Origin of the sequence: Psychrobacter fozii (assembly GCF_003217155.1) — a bacterium.
Classification (GTDB): domain Bacteria; phylum Pseudomonadota; class Gammaproteobacteria; order Pseudomonadales; family Moraxellaceae; genus Psychrobacter; species Psychrobacter fozii.
Window position 1 is genome coordinate 199696 of the sequence record NZ_QJSU01000001.1, and the last position, 19337, is coordinate 219032.

At 42.6% G+C, this 19337-nt stretch carries 11 protein-coding genes; 6 read left to right on the top strand and 5 right to left on the bottom strand.

Going from position 1 to position 19337, the window contains the following annotated elements; genetic code table 11:
• Positions 1 to 66: 66 nt before the first annotated feature.
• Entirely contained in the window at positions 67 to 780 is a 714-nt protein-coding gene (locus DFP82_RS00800; RefSeq protein WP_110921830.1) for an HAD-IA family hydrolase, read from the bottom strand.
• A gap of 127 nt (positions 781 to 907) precedes the next feature.
• Positions 908 to 1918, bottom strand: a complete 1011-nt coding sequence (locus DFP82_RS00805) for an RluA family pseudouridine synthase (protein ID WP_110921831.1) — start codon at positions 1916 to 1918, stop codon at positions 908 to 910.
• Between the two features lie 1158 nt (positions 1919 to 3076).
• Here DFP82_RS00805 and DFP82_RS00810 point away from each other — a divergent pair.
• On the top strand, positions 3077 to 7327 hold the full coding sequence (locus DFP82_RS00810) for an Rne/Rng family ribonuclease (protein WP_110921832.1): 4251 nt from the start codon (positions 3077 to 3079) through the stop codon (positions 7325 to 7327).
• A gap of 84 nt (positions 7328 to 7411) precedes the next feature.
• Here the strand turns inward: DFP82_RS00810 and DFP82_RS00815 are convergent, their stop codons facing one another.
• On the bottom strand, positions 7412 to 8347 hold the full coding sequence (locus DFP82_RS00815; RefSeq protein ID WP_110921833.1) for a DUF808 domain-containing protein: 936 nt from the start codon (positions 8345 to 8347) through the stop codon (positions 7412 to 7414).
• Between the two features lie 776 nt (positions 8348 to 9123).
• Here DFP82_RS00815 and DFP82_RS00820 point away from each other — a divergent pair.
• The 5 genes from DFP82_RS00820 (at position 9124) to DFP82_RS00840 (ending at position 15087) form a co-directional block, all read left to right on the top strand.
• Positions 9124 to 9978: a DsbC family protein gene (locus DFP82_RS00820; protein ID WP_110921834.1), complete on the top strand. Its 855-nt coding sequence runs from the start codon at positions 9124 to 9126 to the stop codon at positions 9976 to 9978.
• 362 nt (positions 9979 to 10340) lie between these two features.
• Positions 10341 to 11699, top strand: coding sequence for a homoserine dehydrogenase (locus DFP82_RS00825; RefSeq protein WP_110921835.1), 1359 nt, complete (start codon positions 10341 to 10343; stop codon positions 11697 to 11699).
• Positions 11700 to 11806: 107 nt separating this feature from the next.
• Entirely contained in the window at positions 11807 to 12988 is a 1182-nt protein-coding gene (locus DFP82_RS00830) for a thiolase family protein (RefSeq protein ID WP_110921836.1), read from the top strand.
• Between the two features lie 422 nt (positions 12989 to 13410).
• Entirely contained in the window at positions 13411 to 14259 is an 849-nt protein-coding gene (locus DFP82_RS00835) for a DUF2382 domain-containing protein (protein ID WP_110921837.1), read from the top strand.
• Between the two features lie 237 nt (positions 14260 to 14496).
• The gene (locus DFP82_RS00840) at positions 14497 to 15087 is read left to right on the top strand and encodes a YsnF/AvaK domain-containing protein (protein ID WP_110921838.1); all 591 of its coding nucleotides are present in this window, start codon (positions 14497 to 14499) and stop codon (positions 15085 to 15087) included.
• A gap of 213 nt (positions 15088 to 15300) precedes the next feature.
• Here DFP82_RS00840 and DFP82_RS00845 read toward each other — a convergent pair whose 3' ends face one another.
• On the bottom strand, positions 15301 to 15564 hold the full coding sequence (locus DFP82_RS00845) for a hypothetical protein (RefSeq protein ID WP_110921839.1): 264 nt from the start codon (positions 15562 to 15564) through the stop codon (positions 15301 to 15303).
• Between the two features lie 432 nt (positions 15565 to 15996).
• A complete protein-coding gene (gene secA / locus DFP82_RS00850; RefSeq protein WP_110921840.1) occupies positions 15997 to 18798 on the bottom strand; it encodes a preprotein translocase subunit SecA in 2802 nt (933 codons plus the stop codon).
• Positions 18799 to 19337: the final 539 nt, after the last annotated feature.

Here is a 19337-nt window from a genome sequence, read left to right on the forward strand (position 1 = left end):
TTTTTATTATCACAGATAATCATATTATCTCTACGTTATCAAATAACTAAACCACTGAAACTGACATTATCCAAATAAGAGTTTAGCCAGTGCTTCCGGTGTATCGACCTGATAAGTAGGCTGTTGCGCGGCGAGCTCAGCACTAGATGCCGTACCATAATCCACCGCTATACTGGTCATACCTAGCTGAGTCGCCATTTGAATATCGTAGATACTATCACCGATAAATACAGCATCAGAAACTTGCTGCTGCGTATAATTCAGAATATCAGTCAGCATCTGTGGATCAGGTTTTGAGCCTGCTTCATCGGCACAGCGCGTCATCACAAAGTAATGATGACTCTCTGAAGCATCTAGCACGCGATCTAAACCCTTTCGCTTTTTACCAGTTGCGACCGCTAGCTTTTTACCTTGCTGCTGCAAAGTCTGTAGCATATCTTCTATAGGAGCAAAAAGCGGCGTACTGTGGCTGTTGGCAATATAGTACTCTGCATAGCTTTGTTGAATAGCCAGCTTCTGCGACTCATCTGCTTGCGGATACAAAATCTCAATGCCATTCATCAAGCTAAGGCCAATGATGTCCTGCACGGCTTTATCAGTCGTCTGAAACCCATGTGCCTGTCCTGCCACATGCATCGACTCAACGATTAAACCAATTGAGTCCATCAATGTACCATCCCAATCAAAAATAATCAGCGTCTTATCTGCTAACTGATGATTGACTAGTAACGAAGCGCTTTCGGTAGAAGTTGTAGTACTGGCTACAGTTTGTTCACTCATGAATAGGCCTTAGCGAATAGCGATAATAAAGTGTAGATACGAAAACGTCACGGCGACTTATTAAGAGAAATAAGAGTTCGTGACGTTTAGGATGGATACTTAATAGGTAAAGCGTTGACTATGCTACTTATTCAGGCAATGTAATTTGCTCTGGTAGCCAATCTGCCATGTCATCTGGTAGCGGTGCGGTAATGGTTTCATAACCTGGAATATCTAAGCGCCATGCATGTAAGCACAGGCGATGAACACCTGACTTGTCATGTACGTTATATTTATCATCACCCAAGATAGCATGACCAATATGAGCCAAATGCACACGAATTTGATGCGTGCGCCCAGTCAATGGTTTGGCTTCGATCAAGCTCACTGGCTGATCAGCAATCATAAAACGACCATGAACGACAATATCTGTCTGGCTTTCTTTAGATTGTGGGTCTTGCTTATCTACTTTGACGCGGCGTTCACCACTAGCGACTGTATAGCGTAGTAATGACGCATCGATACGTTGCTCGTTTAGCGCTGGTTGGCCTTTTGCGATACACAAGTAATGCTTTTGGATGGTTTTGTCTACTAGATGCTGTTGTAACACTTTTAGTGCTGAGCGTTTTTTAGAAATCATCAACAGACCTGACGTATCTTTATCAATACGATGTATCAGCTCGAGGTATTTTTTACCCGTCACTTCACGCATGGCTTCGATAACGCCAAAATCCAAACCACTACCGCCATGAACGGCGATGCCAGAAGGCTTATTCAGCACCAGCATCCCTTCATCTTCATAAACCACGCGTGCTAATAAACTCTTAGCAAACTCAGTGCTAATGATTGGTTTTTCACGGGTAGCGAGTACCACTGGCGCGATACGCACCACGTCTTCACGCTGTACTCTATCGTGCGCTTTGCAGCGTTTGTTATTGACACGTATTTCATCAGAGCGAATCATTTTATAGATATGCGGTTTTGGCAAACCTTTTAAACGGTTCAACAAAAAGTTATCCAAGCGTTGGTCATGCTGATGGCGTGTTACTTCAAGATAATTAACCTTACCAAAGTTGCTGATTTCATCGTCAGCGCTTTGCGGGCGTGTTTTGCTATTAAAGATAGCAGGAGCTTCGGGGGTAGGTGCGTCTTCAGTCATTTTTGAGTTCGTCATTTTTAGTTAGGTATTTACACAAAGATTTGCTATAGTTTAGCATGTTGAGCGACAATTAAGCAGAGGCTGCGGCAATAATCATTGTTGTTTCAGATAGCTGGCCACCATTTTTGCTACTTGCTAGCAACAAGGTGTAAGCTGTATACGCTGTCAAGATTGTACGTTTCATCTAATTTTAGGGTGTACTATCTGTTTAAAAATATCCATTACCGATATTTATAGATATTAGCCCATAAATTGAAAGAACCGCACTGACTTTTATGCAGTGCCATAACATTAAATAGTGACACTAAATACCTTTGTGTTAATAAACTCAGCATTAATAAATTTGGCAAAATGCCTATTTATCAATCGCTAATAACACTACATTGACTCACAACCTGCATAACAATGACATTTTTTGATAGTCCTTTATGCGAGCGTAGCTGAGCAAGTATGGGTGATTTAGCATTAGGATCGAAAAGTATATCGATAGCTGCCTAAGTATTGGTGGTCAAACAGATGACGATAACAATGTAAATACAGCACCACGCCGATAGCCTGGTCATTTATTCTGTTTGCCAAGTACGCCCCGCTAATAACCAAAGCCGCGATGCCTAACCTTAAAGCACCCAAGATATTATTGACGTTATACTAGAAAGAACGATAAATAAAAAATGACCAATTGCTTTACCTAGAGAGATAATTGCTGAATAACTATTTTATATAATAGTACTCATAACAGCGATATTATTGCTAGACTTTGATGGATTGACTGCAACAGCAATATATCTTTTCAATATTTTTAAGCCAGTAACTGACCGTCGACTGCTCTTACAAAGCGTGCTGACATCGCTACCAACAGAACTTACTGATAATGAAAATTTAATAGTATGCTGATGCATGAACATTTAAACCAAGCCTATCAATAATAAGATATGAATAGATAGCCTTACACCCTATACGATTTATATTTACGTTAGCACTGCTAACCTGCTTTAGGTAAAAATAAGCCATTAAAAAAGCCCAAGCGCTTTATTAAATACATCATTTACGTTCTACCGTTGACTAACATCTACCAATGCTAATAACACATTAGCCATACTTGCCATCACGCCCTAAAGCCCGTCTCGTCGTTGTTATGCGTACTCATAGGATACAAATATGAAACGCATTTTGATCAACGCTACTCAAAACGAAGAAATTCGTGTCGCCTTATGTAAAGGCAATCATCTGTACGATTTCGACTTAGAAAACCGTACCCGTGAACAAAAAAAATCTAACATCTATAAAGGTCATGTGACCCGTGTCGAGCCGTCGCTAGAAGCGGTGTTTGTCGAATATGGCTCACAGCGTCAAGGTTTTTTACCGATTCGTGAAATCTCTGCTGAATATCTAAGCGGTAACCCACGTGACGAAAATATCAAAAAATTGATCAAAGAAGGCGATGAATTAATCGTCCAAGTTGAAAAAGAAGAGCGTGGCAATAAAGGCGCTGCCCTATCGACCTATGTATCATTAGCAGGTCGCTATCTGGTATTGATGCCAAACAACCCTCGCGGCGGTGGTATCTCACGTCAAATCTCAGGCAAACTTCGTGAAGACATGAAGCGCATGCTGAGCAATCTTGATTTGCCAAAAGGTATGAGTGTCATCATTCGTACTGCTGGTATTGGTAAAACTCAAGAAGACTTGCAACACGATTTGAACCACCTTCTCAATATCTGGCAGGCCATCCAAGAACAAAACCAAAAATATCCTTCGCCGCGCTTGGTTCACCAAGAAGCGGGCGTTGTCACACGTGCCGTTCGTGATTATCTACGTGATGACATCGCTGAAATTTGGATCGATAATGAAAACGCTTATATTGAAGCGGCAGGCTTTATCGATGCAGTGATGCCAAAACAAGCTGAAAAATTGCGTAAATATACTGATTATGAGCCGATGTTTTCGCGCTTTAATATCGAAAAACAAATCGAAACAGCCTATCAGCGTGAAGTTCGTTTGCCTTCAGGTGGCTCAATCGTTATTGACCAAACGGAAGCACTGGTCTCTATCGATATCAACTCAGCCAAATCGACCAAAGGTTCAGATGTCGCTGAAACTGCCTACCATACTAACTTAGAAGCCGCTGATGAGATTGCTCGTCAGCTACGTTTGCGTGATATGGGTGGTTTGATTGTCATTGATTTCATCGATATGAATGACAATAAGCATCAAAAAGAAGTGGAAAAACGTCTGATTGATGCCACTAAATATGACCGTGCACGCGTTCAATTCGGTGATATTTCTAAATTTGGTCTCATGGAAATGAGCCGTCAGCGTCTACGTCCTTCACTAGAAGAATCAACTGGCTATATCTGCCCACGTTGCCACGGTAACGGCATGATTCGTGACTTGCGCTCATTGTCACTATCTATCATGCGTCAGATTGAGCAAATCGCTCTAAAAGAACGTCAAGGTGAAGTACAAGCAGAAGTACCAACTGATATCGCAGCATTCTTGTTAAATGAAAAACGCGACAGCTTGGTATATCTTGAGCAAGACAGCGGCACTCGTATCACGATATTACCGCACGCACATTTGGAATCACCAAACTTTAAGCTGCACTTCAATCGTGATGGTTTTGCTCCATCAAGCTATGAGCGTATTACGGATACCGCCCAAGAACATAGCGATTTGGGCTATGAAGTTGACTGGCAAACGGCTGAAAAAGAACGTCCAGAACAACAGCCTACTCGTCAGCCACGTCAAGCAGTAGATAATAAGGCTGCTAATAATAAGCCAAGCAATACCGTTGAGCATAGCAACGATCATCGCAACAATAAAAGTGCTGCTAACGTTTCATCTGCGCGTGCACCGCAAGCCAGTAAAAGCCAAAGTGTTGCAGCACCTGTCGCTCCAGTAGCGGCTCAAGCACCAGCTCCTGCACATGTTGAGACGGCTGCACAGCCACAAGCCGTAGCATGGTTGTCAAATCTATTTGCTCAAGCACCACAAGCATCGACAACCCCTAGCGTGAGCAGCCGTGATGCAGCAGAAGCTATTGAAGCACTCGTAAACACTGGCGCACAAAGCTTAGGCTCATTTGGACAAACTGATAACAGTGCGTTGACTACTGCAGCTAACCCTGCGCAAGCAACTCAGCAGCACAGTAATCAGAAGAATGAGGCTCAGCAGTCAAATAACGACACCAATCGTCAGCAAGATCGTCGTGCCTCTGACAGCGACACTGATGATAGTAATAATGAAGACAGAAGAAGACGTAAACCGCGTAAATCTAGATCTTCTAAGCCGCGTCAAAGAAAAGATCAAACAGATGAGACTAGCAATAATGTAAGTAGCGATGCTGATAGCAACACGTCAGAGAATGCTGCAAATAATGTCGCAAATAATGCTGATGACAAACAGTCAAGCAATCAGGACAAACGTCAGCATGACAATAGACGTACGAATGATCGTAATCGCAACAATCGTCAAGACAGTAATAACCAAAATAGTAACCGCAACGCAAACGCGCGTAACACTGCTGATGACAAAGAAAGCGAAGCATCAGAGGAGCAAGTTCGCACTAAACGTAAATCGCACACCCAGCGCGGCTCACGTGGCAAGCTAGAGCGCGGTGAAACGCTAACAGCTGAAAATGTTAAACAACACAATCAGCAAGCGACGGCAAGCAATAACGGCGGTAGAAACCAAGCCAATACGCGCCGCAATCAGAACCCTAACGAAGTCGTGCTACAAGTCAACGAAGCACCTGCTGCACTTAAGCCATCAGAAGTTGTGCATCTGTCGTTAGATGACAGTAAGTCAACACAGGCAAAACCTCAACCTACTGAAAAGCAAAGTTCAACAAATGACGTTGCGAAAGATGAAGTAGCCAAAGCGCCTAATGCTCAACCGCAGACTAACAGCAGAAGCGCTGATAAAAAAGAGGCTGATGTTAAGGTCACGGCTGAAAAAACGACGGACAATAATGCTGTAGAAGTTAGCGAAGCTAAGGTTGATAGCACTGCTAAAGACGATAGTCATAATGGCCAAAACAACGTCGTGAAAGCTGATGCTAACACTGATATCAAAAACCCTGTCGTAGATGAGCAGTCAGTATCCAAAAGTGATAAAGACAGCGCATCTGACACTGTGAAGCCAGTAGTTGCTGAAGCAGATAGCACGCCAGTAGCAGAGAAACCTCAGGAAGCGAATACGCCTGATGAAGTTGCTATTGATGAAACTACTAAGAGCAGTAATGAGGGTGACAATGCTGAGAAAGCTGCGAGCGCTCAGACTACTAGCCCTAGCGTAGAGGCTAGTAATCGTGGTAGCAATGATAGTGACAGCGCCAAGAATAACTCCGCACTTGAGCTGACACATGAAGCATTGTTTGCGACACGCTACGTGACTGCTGAAAAGTTTGGTCAGGCCAGTAACGATCCACGTGTTGTGCTTAGTCAACAGGCACAATCACCGGTGACGCCAGAGCCTCAAGTCAACGAGCAAGCAGTCGTAAGCGTGCCAGCTATTCGCGGTACAGTTGGTGAGTTTATTCGTGCAACTTTGCCAGAAGCACAGACTCGCTTAACTACAGATGGCGTGATCAACTGCTTTATCGAGACAGTTGCTTTGCATATGGCGCAAGTACCGAGCTCTGATAACAGTACAACTGTAAGTGCTATCGATAGTAACGAGATTGCAACTCAGAGCTTTAATTTTAGCAACTACGGCTATCAGCCATTAGCAGCGGACTATCTAGCACGCTTCGAAACGATGACCCAAGCGGTCAGTCAGTTTGCAGCCACGCAAGGTAAAACCGACGTTGAACCTCGTGCTATCGGCAAACGTGCTAGCAATGATCCACGTGGTCAGCACCCTGACTATCAGGAGCCAGCAGTGTTAAGTTTACCGACGGAACAAGCGGCTGATACTCATACCGAGCAAACAGTCTCTGAAAAAGCAGAGAACGAAGTAGATGCTCATAATGTAGAGGCCAATGCGCTAGCCAGTCAGGCTCAAACGGACGACGTCAGTGCTGATAGCGAACAGCTGCTAGAGGCAGATCAAGCCTTATCAGAATCTACCAGCCAGCCAGCTGAAGAAAACACGGCTGCTGAAAATGTAGATTCTGAAGAGACTAGTGTCACAAGTGATGAAGCAACGGCTGACACTGTTATCGAACCAGCACCTGAAGCTAAAGTAGAAGAGCCTACCAAAGAAGAAATTCAGGCGGCAAAGTCAAAAACCACGATAGCCAGTTATAAAAACATGATCGAAAATGTGGCTGAGCAACTATTACCTCAGACAGGTATGTTCAACTTAACCACACCTAAAGTCCCAAAGGCTCGCACTCGTAAGCCTAAGACGGATCATAAGAAGCCAACGCAAGCAGAACAGCTGGATAGTGATAACTCAGACAGTTAATAGTCATTAGTTACTCTAGACGTAAAAAGCCCCGCATATAATATGCGGGGCTTTTTATTACCTGTTAGTTAGAATCTATAAACTTTAATGGGCAGTAGACTCTTTACCACCGCGGACATTATTGATGGCAGTGATGATAAACAAAACAATGGCACCAACCACGAATCCAAGAATGCCATGCAACAACATAGTGACCAAACCTTCTAGTACCCCTATCTGATGCACAATACCTTCTAAAAAGTGCTCTAAAGGTGCAATACCATGGGCGATAATACCACCACCCACTAAGAACATAGCTATCGTGCCGGCAATCGATAGAAACTTCATCAGCTTTGGTGCAGCAGACAACATAAACTGACCAAGCTTGCGAGTACCATCGCTAGCATCTGGCTTCTCAATTAGATGTAGCCCCGCATCATCAATTTTTACAATACCAGCAACCAGACCATAAATACCAATGGTCACAACAATAGCAACGATAGAAAGCACAATCCCTTTCTCTAAGATACCTGCTCCTGCTGCAGTTATTGCACCTAAAGAGATAACTAAGATTTCGGCTGACAAAATAAAGTCAGTACGAATAGCCCCTTTGATTTTCTCTTTTTCAAACGCGACCATATCGACATTATCATCCGCATTTGCCGCACGTCGTGCTTCATGAACTTCATCATGCGGTAATAGCTTTGGCCAAAATTTATGAATGACCTTTTCAGCCCCTTCATAACTCAAGTATAGACCACCCACCATAAGCAAAGGGGTGATTAACCAAGGAATGAAGTAGCTGATGAGTAGTGCAGCTGGTACTAAGATAAGCTTATTGACGAACGAGCCTTTGGCCACTGCCCAGATGACAGGCAATTCACGACTTGGTCTAACGCCAGTTACTTGCTCAGCGTTGAGTGCTAAATCATCCCCAACCAAACCGGCTGTTTTTTTAGCAGCTACCTTGGTCATGACAGCTACGTCATCCATCAATAGGCTCATGTCATCAAGTAAGAGTAATAAACTGGCGCCTGCCATGTGTGTTCCTTATTATGAATTTTCTGAAGTAAACAACTATAAGCATATTATTATATAGAGTCTGATAAAAACAATGTTAAATACTGCTACGGTTAATCTTATATAAGCCAGATACGGTATCAGGGTCGCTCAACCTACTATTTATGATGCTTTTGCTCACCTTCCTTGTATCTGAACTAGGGCGTGTCATCAATTAGATTGTGAGGCTTAAAATGAGAAAAATTATAGATAAACAAGGAAGAAATTGCCGTTAATATGAACATATTGGCAAAATTACTGACGATGTTTAGCAAGATTTAGCCATTTTAAGGCCACTAAATATATTTATGTGCTAATTGATGACACGCCCTAACTTAAACCACCTATATTAATAGCCTAGCGATACAAGCATAGATATTAAATAGTACAAATGTATCTTAGTTTTTGAGTCTACCTTTATCAGTAGCACTATAATCATAGTCTATATATAGTCAAGTCCATATAAATCCGCTACATCGTCATCCTCGCTAAGCATACTAATGTATAACTTGCACTCGGTTTCCTTGTATCGAAATTATATTGAACCGACTATAGACCAATAGCCTGTGGCTGTTATTTACCATAAATATGTTAATATAGACGACATTACCACTTACCTTACATGACCGATACTTTCCTAAATCTCCTTAATATTCAAAATCTTAAGGGGTTTTTCATGCACTATCATATATGTAATTTCATCACCTTCCTTCTCAAAAAAAATTTATGACTAGGCTCGATGCCGACAGGACACCCATATGCCACTTCCCTTTGTAAAAAACACCTTGGCTCGTAAGCGCTTTCCTCAAAGTAACTTATCTCGTTTTATGATGAGTGCCTTGCTTGTTGTTGTGGCGGCAGGCTGCTCAAATAATGCAGCGGATGCAACCAGCAATACCAGTGTTGTCAACAATACAAAGACCAACGTCAGCACCACTAAAACGTCAACGGATAACGATGCTACCGTGGTAGATGCGTTGCAAGCAAACTTAAAAGCGTCTGGTATTGAAGAGAAAGTTATTTCAGCAGTACCAACTGATATGGACGGAATTTATTGGGTAACAGCAGAAGGATTACCTCCTTTCTTTGCTGACAAGGCTGGTAAGCACATTATTCAAGGGCAAATCATCGCGGTAGGTCAAGGTGCTCCTGTCGATATTAGTGCTGCCTTGGTTGCTACTACAGCGCAAGACGCATTAAAAGCAGTCGATAAAAAAGACATGGTTATCTATCCAGCAAAAGGCGCAACGAAGGCTATCATTTATGCCTTTACCGATGCAGACTGTGGTTATTGCCGTAAACTGCATTCAGAAATAGATGATATCAATGCGCGCGGTGTCGAAGTGCGTTATTTAGCATGGCCACGCAGCCAAGAGTCGGTGCCAAAGATGGAAGCGATTTGGTGTAGTGAAGATCGTCACGCCGCAATGAATCAAGCAAAAGTAGGTGCCAATATTCAAGCGCCTAGCTGTGTCAATCCTGTGCAAGAGCATATGGCGCTTGGTACCAAACTTGGCGTGCGTGGTACTCCAGCTATCTTTACTGAAGCAGGACAACAAATTGGCGGCTATTTACCTGCAGCACAATTGGCAGAAGCTGCTGGCGCTAACTAAAATTTATCAGATGATTTAATTATTTGTGACACTTATCGTTGGTTCGAGATAATTCAGATATAGGCAAGGCGAGTGAAAGTACTGCACATAGTAGACGGAACAAACCTAACCACATGTCTGACTTATCTAGAATAGACGGTATAACGATTGCGACATTGTATAGACGTCACAACTGCTTGTCGGTATGATACGATAAAGCGCTATGAAAAATCTGCAGCATACTTTTATTTGAGCATTTTTTATTCAACTATAATGGCGCCGCGATAATACGACTACTGTCAAAATACGCTGAATACTATTCGCAAATTTGACTCGTAATGGCTTTATACTTGGTTCATTATATTTAACCTCTTGAGGATACTGTGAGCAATTCCATCAAACTAGCGATACTTGGTCTGGGCACCGTCGGAACGGGCGTGATCAATCTAATTAATGATAACTTAGATGAGCTAAAACGCCGTAGCGGACGCAATATTATTATTACCGAAGTCGGTACGCGCCGTCAGCGTGATGATATTGATCCCGATATTATTCAAAACAGTGACTTGATGGCAATTGCTGCGAGCGAAAATGTCGATATCGTGATCGAAGTGATCGGTGGTACGACCTTAGCTAAAGACGTCATCATGCACGCTATTAAAAATGGCAAGCATGTGGTCACTGCTAATAAAGCGCTGTTGGCTGAGCATGGCAATGAGATTTTTGCTTTTGCTGAAGCCAATAACGTCCACGTTGCTTATGAAGCAGCCGTGGCAGGCGGTATTCCAATCATCAAAGTGATGCGTGAAGCACTCGCTGCCAATAAAATCGATTGGCTTGCAGGTATCATCAACGGTACTGGCAACTTTATCATGACTGAAATGCGTGACAAAGGTCGCCCGTTTGCAGACGTACTGAACGAAGCGCAAGAGCTGGGTTATGCTGAAGCAGATCCAACTTTTGATGTTGAAGGGATTGATGCGGCGCACAAATTGGCCCTACTCGCCTCTATCGCTTTTGGTATTCCATTACAGTTTGATAAAGTCTACTGTGAGGGTATCACTGGCATTACTTTACAAGATGTGAACTATGCGGAAGAGCTTGGCTACCGTATCAAGCATTTAGGATTTGCCGTACGCCGTGATGGTCAAGGCGACAATAATGCCGCTGGTATTGAGCTACGTGTACATCCAACGCTTATCCCGCAAGATGCGTTACTCGCCAATGTTAATGGCGTAAAAAATGCCGTATTGGTCAACTCTCACCCACTTGGGCAGACGCTCTATTGTGGTGATGGTGCTGGTGCTGGCGCGACGGCTTCTGCTGTCATGGCCGATGTCATGGATTTGGTTCGCGTATTGGGTAGTACAGACAATGACGACCAAGGTAGCAATAATCAAAACAACCATGGCCATCATGTACCACATTTGGCCTTTATCCCTGAGCAACTATCAGATACACCGATATTACGTGCCGAGCAGATGATCACTGGTTATTATTTGCGTGTGCATGCTAATGACAATCCAGGTGTACTCGCGGATATTACCCGTATCCTAAGCGATGCTGGTATCAATATTGATGCGATTTTGCAAAAGCCTGCGCATAAAGTGGGTCAAGTACCCGTGATTATCTTGACGCTACCTGTGGTCGAGAGCCAGATGAATCTAGCCATTGAAAAAATTGAAAAGCTAGAGACTATTACTGATAAAGTAGTACGCATTCGCTTAGATGAGCTAGCGTAAGCAAGTCCAAAACCTGCTAGATTATCAGCGTTTGATCATTAGTAAATGTTTGATTTTACTCAATGTAAGATACTCTCATTTAAAATACGCAAAAAGGAATAATAAAAATGTCAAATGATGCAATTGTAATTTTAAACGGCGCACGTACACCAATGGGCGGCTTCCAAGGCGCGTTGCAAGACATGAGCGCAACTGATCTTGGCGCTGCCGCTATCAAAGCTGCGGTTGAGCGCTCAGGTGTGAGTGTTGATAGTATTGATGAAGTTATCATGGGCTGTATCTTAACAGCAGGTTTGGGACAAGGTCCTGCACGTCAAGCCATGCGTAAAGCTGGTCTGTCTGATGCTACTGGTGCTGTCACTATCAACAAGCTATGCGGCTCAGGTCTAAAAGCAGTGATGCAAGCACATGACGGTATAAAAGCAGGCAGCTTCAATGTTGCCGTTGCTGGTGGCATGGAGTCTATGACCAATGCCCCTTACCTTATGCCAGGATCACGTGGCGGCTATCGTATGGGACACAAAGAAGTCAAAGATCATATGTTCTTAGATGGTCTAGAAGATGCTGAGACTGGTAAGCTCATGGGCAACTTTGCTCAAGAAATGGCAAATGAAAAAGGCTATACACGCGAGCAAATGGATGCGTTTGCTATTGAATCGCTGAATCGTGCGCTAACCGCTATCAAAGATGGTCACTTCGTAGACGAGATCGAAGCCGTTACCTTTAAAACCCGTAAAGGCGAGCAAACCGTTGATACTGATGAGCAACCAGCACTTGCCAATGCTGATCGTATCCCGACTTTACGTCCTGCCTTTGCAAAAGACGGTACTATTACTGCCGCAAACGCCAGCTCAATATCTGATGGTGCTGCTGCCGTTGTCGTCATGAAAGAGTCTCAAGCGAAAGCTGAAGGCTTAGATTACCAAGCGCGTATCATCGCGACCGCTTCTAACTCTCGCCATCCAAGCGAATTCACCATTGCACCAATCGGTGCGATTGAAAAAGTATTGGCCAGTGCTGGTTGGTCAGTCGCGGATGTCGATCTATGGGAAATCAACGAAGCGTTTGCCATGGTAACGATGGCTACTATGGACGAGCTAAAAATTGAACACGCTAAGGTCAATGTCGAAGGTGGCGCTTGTGCACTCGGTCATCCAGTAGGCTGTTCTGGCGCTCGTATCTTAGTCACGCTTATTAACTCTCTAAAGCGTACAGGCGGCAAAAAAGGCGTTGCCACTCTATGTATCGGTGGCGGTGAAGCCGTTGCTGTTGCAATAGAACTTGCCTAGTATTTAAAACTACTTAAAATTTGAGCACGTTAATGACTTAGCATGTTCAAACTGGATTGATAGCTTCGAATTTTATTAATTTCATTAGTATTCAAAAACCGCAGCGCTCATCGCTCTGCGGTTTTTTTGTGTCTATCAATTCTCAACACGCATAGAACATTGCTCTCTGTAAAGTCGCGTTAACTTATACCCCTAGCTATGTTATGCCACTTACAGCCTATTACACGCAATTACTTCAAGTGCACACTTTGCTACCTTGCTCATATATCTCATCAAAAATCATGATGTTAGGATTGTTTCAAGTCAACGTAGAAGCATCTCATAATGACTTGGTACACGTTTTATTATAAAAAAAGCTTTTCGAAAACAAGATATTTCTACAATAACTATTAATAATTAACTCATAAAAAAGGAAGACAACAATGAGCCAACTAATTCGTTTAAAAGATATTCAAGCAACTCACCAAGACCTTATCGGTGACGACTATTATGACCCAACAGGTAAAACTGCTTACGGTGTCAATGAAGAAAAAATCGGTAAAATCGAAGGCGCACTAGTAGAAGACACGACAGGCCGCATCCGTTATTTAATCGTCGATGCAGGCGGTTGGTTCAGCTCAAAAGAAGTGCTAGTACCAGCAGGTTTGGCTCGTATCATTGGAGATGACGTGTTCTTCGACAGCTTAACGCAAGCACAAGTTGAAGCGATGGAAGTATATGATCACGACTATCAATATAGCTATAAAGACCAGTATCAAAAAGATCGTCAGGCATTTGTCGCTGATACCGTCCCTGTTGCAGAGCGTATGGAAATTGAAGACCATGCCTATGACGCACCAAATACGCTAGAGCTACTAGAAGAACGTTTAACCGTCAATAAAGACCGTATCGTTGCAGGCTTAGTGAAAGTTGGTAAGCATATCGTGACTGAAGAACGTAACGTAGACGTAGAGCTAGAAGAAGAACATGCCAATATTCAACGTACCAATGTGGATCGTCCAACAGACCGCCGTATCGGTGAAGTGAATGGCAATGAGACCGTAGAAGTTGAGCTACAGGCTGAACGTGCTCGTGTCGGTAAAGAAACTTATGTCACTGAAGAAGTAAATGTTGGCAAAACAACTGAACGCCATACCGAAACTATCGTTGAGACCATTCAGCGCGAAGAGTTGGATGTTGACCGCGACGGTAACGTAGTCGACCGTGAAGGTAACATTATAGACCGTGATGGCATCACTGCCGAAGATGTACGCCGTGCTCGTGGTATGTAGTATGCCAAGCCATCGTATCTTTGCTAGGCTCTTGCCAAAAGTGTCTCTAAAGCAAAATACGTTAGTAATAAGCAACTAAAGATATTTACTTAATGAATTAAGATCAGAGCATGTCTCTGGTCTTTTTTTGCTAATGAGTTTGACAAAATTAATGATAACGTTAAATCAACCAAACTTCTTAATATTAACGCTCCATTAGCTGTATAACTATAAATACTGCCCAATTATAAGGAAATTATGATGACGATTGATAATAATAATAGATTTCACAAAGACAGTACTCATGAAGTGCAAGCACCGCTATCTAATGAGGAACGTGATATAAAAAAACTCAGCAATGGAGAGAAATCTGGCTACTTAGAGCTGTTAGAAGAACGTCCTGTCATCAACAAAGAACGTCTAGATGTAGGTAAAGTAATCGTCACCAAGCATGCACGTACCAAAACCATTGACGTACCTATTGAGCTCGTAGAAGAGTATATTACCATTCGCACTGAATACCATAACGCGGCTAGTCAGGATCTGTTATCTGGTGATTACGATAAGCAGGACATACTGCGTCATGTTGAGCCATCACTTGATAGTAAAGCCGTCGTTACCGTCAACGGTAAGCAAATTGAAATTGGTGATGAACCTATCGAAATAGTCTTATCTCGCCAAGTAGCCACTATTACCAAAGATACTCATGTTATCCAAGAAGTCGATATCAACAAAACTACGCATAAGCATACCGATACCATCCAAGTAGAGCTGAAGCATGAAGAGTTAGATGTGACGGAAGAAGGGTTTTTAGAACATGAGTCTGAATCTGGTACTACAAACAAGTAATGTCTGACCAACTTCCCAAAAATTAGAGATAAAAAAAGCAACGATAACGTTGCTTTTTTTGACGGCTATCATTGATTCACTTTATACAAGATGATGTATTTCTGGGATACATTTATTAAAACCTTTAGCGAGCTTTATGTGCAGCAATTGAGAAAAAATTATACCAACAGTACACCGTGACAGTCATGATTGTCTTATTTTGCACTACTATGTCTAGTTAACGTCGCTATCTTCATCTACCGAAATAACGGTACCCTCTTCGACTTTATCTACAGACGTATCTGATGTATCGATGATTATATTATTAGGTTCAGCAGGTTCGGCAGACATCGGTATTGTTTCTTCAGTATCAGCACCATGCGCCATGTCGACATCTGTCTCTGACTGTTGCTGACAGGCACTGATAGATAGAACACCTGCAAGCAGTGCGGTTAACACGACTGACCCACGTAACCGTTTTAATAACTCCACACTCATAACACACTCCCAAATAAACATGTTAAACACTATAGCCTTTCGATAAATTTACGCCTATGCCGAATTTGTAAGCAATCAATACAGCATAACTGAGAATTTTAACAGAGTCAGCTTTACTATCGAAAAATTATAGAATGATACTAGGGCATATCCTCAATTCAAACGATAGTCATCTAACTGGGCTAAAAATGGCTAAATCTTGCCAAACAGCGTCAAATAGTTGGTCAATATCTCGATATTATCTACACTATTTTTCTCGTTTAACGGCGATTTATCACATTTTTATCTCCATTTCTGAAATGAGGACACACCCTAGCGACTACGAAAAAGCCCCTATCCGCTTCAGATAAGGGCCTTTCATAATACGCGACTAATACATCACTACTAATGCTCAAATACCCATGTTTGATATGTATTTATGGATAATCGAAACTATATTTTCCCATGACATTGTTTGTACTTGAGGCCTGAACCACAAGGACAAAGTGCATTACGACTGATATTCGAGCCAGCATATGGATTTGGTTCACTATCACCTGCTATAGCACCGCTCACACCAGCTGCTGCAACACCGCCACCTATAGTACTACTTTGGGCTTGCGCCTGACCAGCAACTCTATTTTCGTTACTGTCTCCGTTGCTATCTAGGTTATCAACACCATCATGCTCGAACTGCATTTGCATATGGGCGGCATTTTCACGTTGCTGAATCTCTAACGCTTCTAACTCTTCTTTGGTTGGAATATGTACACGTGATAAATCTTGTACGGTCTCAGACTTAATAGCACCAAGCATCATTTGGAATAACTCAAACGATTCACGCTTATATTCTTGCTCAGGGTTTTTCTGTGCATAGCCACGTAGATGAATACCTTTACGGAGCTGATCCATCTGTGTCAAATGCTCTTTCCAGTGTTTATCTAAACTCTGTAGCATAAAGTGGCGCTCAAGCTGAGCAGCGTCTTGTTCACCCATCTGATCGCGACGACCATGATAACGCTCTAACGCTGTTTGGACGATTTTTTCACGCAGGCCTTCTTCATCTAAGCGGCGATCTTCATCAAGCCAATCATTAATCGGCATTGAGATTTTGAATTCGTCTTCTAGCTCATCTTCAAGACCGTCGACATTCCATTGGTCATCGATAGATCCCGGTGGAATAAACTGGTTTATCATTGCGTTGTAGACTTCACGATGCATCACTTCAAGAGCATCGAGCAAATCCATCTCTGCCAATAAATCATCACGCTGACCATAGATAACTTTACGCTGCTCATTGGCAACATCATCATATTTCAGCAAGTTTTTACGGGCATCAAAATCGCGGCTTTCTACTTTACCCTGCGCGTTCTCAATTGATTTGGATACCATTTTATGTTCGATGGCTTCGTCTTCTTTGAGACCCATCGCACGCATCATATTGACCACGCGATCGCCTGCGAAGATACGCATGAGATCATCTTCTAATGACAAGAAGAAGCGCGACATACCAGGATCGCCTTGACGACCAGCACGGCCACGTAGCTGATTATCAATACGGCGTGATTCATGACGTTCAGAACCAATGATATGCAAACCACCCGCTGCTACCACTTGGTCATGCTTAACTTGCCACTGGGCTTTTAGGCGCTGCATTTCTTCAGGACTGACAGAATCAATATCTTCAATAAATGACTGCCAGTTACCACCAAGGATAATATCGGTACCACGGCCTGCCATGTTGGTCGCGATGGTGACAGATTTTGGGCTACCTGCCTGTGCGATAATCTCAGCTTCACGCTCATGCTGCTTGGCATTCAAGACGTTATGCTTGACGTTTTCTTGATCCAATAAATAAGACAATTCTTCACTGGCTTCAATCGTCGCCGTACCAACCAATACTGGCGCGCCTTTGGCTTGAATCTCTTTGATTTCGCGGATGATGCCTTTGTATTTCCCTAACTTGGTTAAGAAAATCTGATCATCCATATCAATACGAGCAATCGGCTCATGCGTTGGAATGACGATGACATCTAAATCATACGTAGACTTAAATTCTGCCGCTTCGGTATCAGCCGTACCAGTCATGCCTGATAGCTTTTCATACAGACGGAAATAGTTCTGGAATGTAGTGGTCGCAAGCGTTTGGTTTTCTGCTTGAATTTCAGCATTTTCTTTGGCTTCTACTGCTTGATGCAGACCTTCTGACCAGCGACGACCAGGCATCGTACGACCAGTATTTTCATCAACGATGACCACTTCGCCTTCATCAACGATGTAATGAACATTTTTGACAAACACATGATGGGCACGAATAGCTGCTTGTACGTGAGCCAATAGTGGCAAACGACTTGGGCTATACAAGCTTTCATTTTCACCAAGCTCACCGACTTCTATTAAGAAGCGCTCGATTTTTTCATAGCCTTTTTCGCTAATCTCAATCTGACGGTTCTTTTCATCAATCCAGAAATCTTCTTCTTCGTTATTCTTATTGGCTTCTTCATCTTTTGAACGAATAAGTACCGGAATAATCGTATTAATTAGCGCATACATACGTGATGAATCTTCGGCTTGGCCTGAAATAATCAACGGCGTACGTGCTTCATCAATTAAGATAGAATCAATTTCATCAATAATACAGAAGTTTAGCGCGCGCTGTTTTTTCTCTTCTAACTTAAATACCATGTTATCGCGTAGGTAATCAAAACCGTATTCGTTATTGGTACCATAAGTAATATCAGCTTGGTAAGCGGCGATTTTTTCTTGTGGCGGCTGCTGCGAATAAATAACGCCAACCGTCATACCCAAAAATCCGAACAACGGACGGTTTAATTCAGCATCACGCGCAGCCAAGTAATCATTGACCGTGACCAGATGTACGCCTTTACCACTGATCGCATTTAGGTACATAGCCAAGGTACCCATCAAGGTTTTACCTTCACCGGTCTTCATCTCAGCGATTTTGCCTTCGTGCAAGGTGATACCACCGATCAGCTGCACATCATAGTGGCGCATACCATTGACACGTAGTGATGCTTCGCGGCAGACGGCAAAAGCTTCTGGCAATAATGCATCTAAGCTCTCACCATTTTGATGACGTGCTTTAAACTCTGCGGTTTTTTGCTGTAATTGCTCATCAGACAGGGCTTGTATTTCGGCCTCTCGTGCGTTGATTTTGCTGACCACTTTACGCATGCGTTTTAATTCACGCTCGTTTTTAGTGCCAACGACACTGCCTATAATCTTTGATAACATAATTTTTTGACCTATGGAAATATTCGATAATTAGTGCGCATTAGCCAACGCTTAGCTCGCTGCTTTGTCATTATCCGGCTAACTATAGTCAAAGTAGTCTAAAACAGCTACAAGGCAGCCGACTGCAGATAGTACAAGTCGTACATCTAAGGAGGGTAATGCCATAGCTATTTAGTAGTTCTCTGACTATACCACTCAATGAAGTATCGCCTAATGAAGTATTGCCCAATTAAGTGTGACGCCATTATATATGGTTATGGTGCTGATGGATACAAGGGCAACGAGTAGATATTTGCCAACATAAAAGCTCAGTAGGACGTGTTAAAATGATGGTTACACATTCAAATCTGTTAAATTTAATAGGGTGTAATTCACCCGTTATGACCCATCGTAAACAAAGGTTTTTAGTACGATTCAACCAAAATTATAAGAACTCTTCATCTAATACTTTTTTCATTTATTCTTTGATTCAATACCTAGATTTAATATTTAACCCTGCTTATCCAATGCCCATTTACTGAAAATCATCAATAAAAATT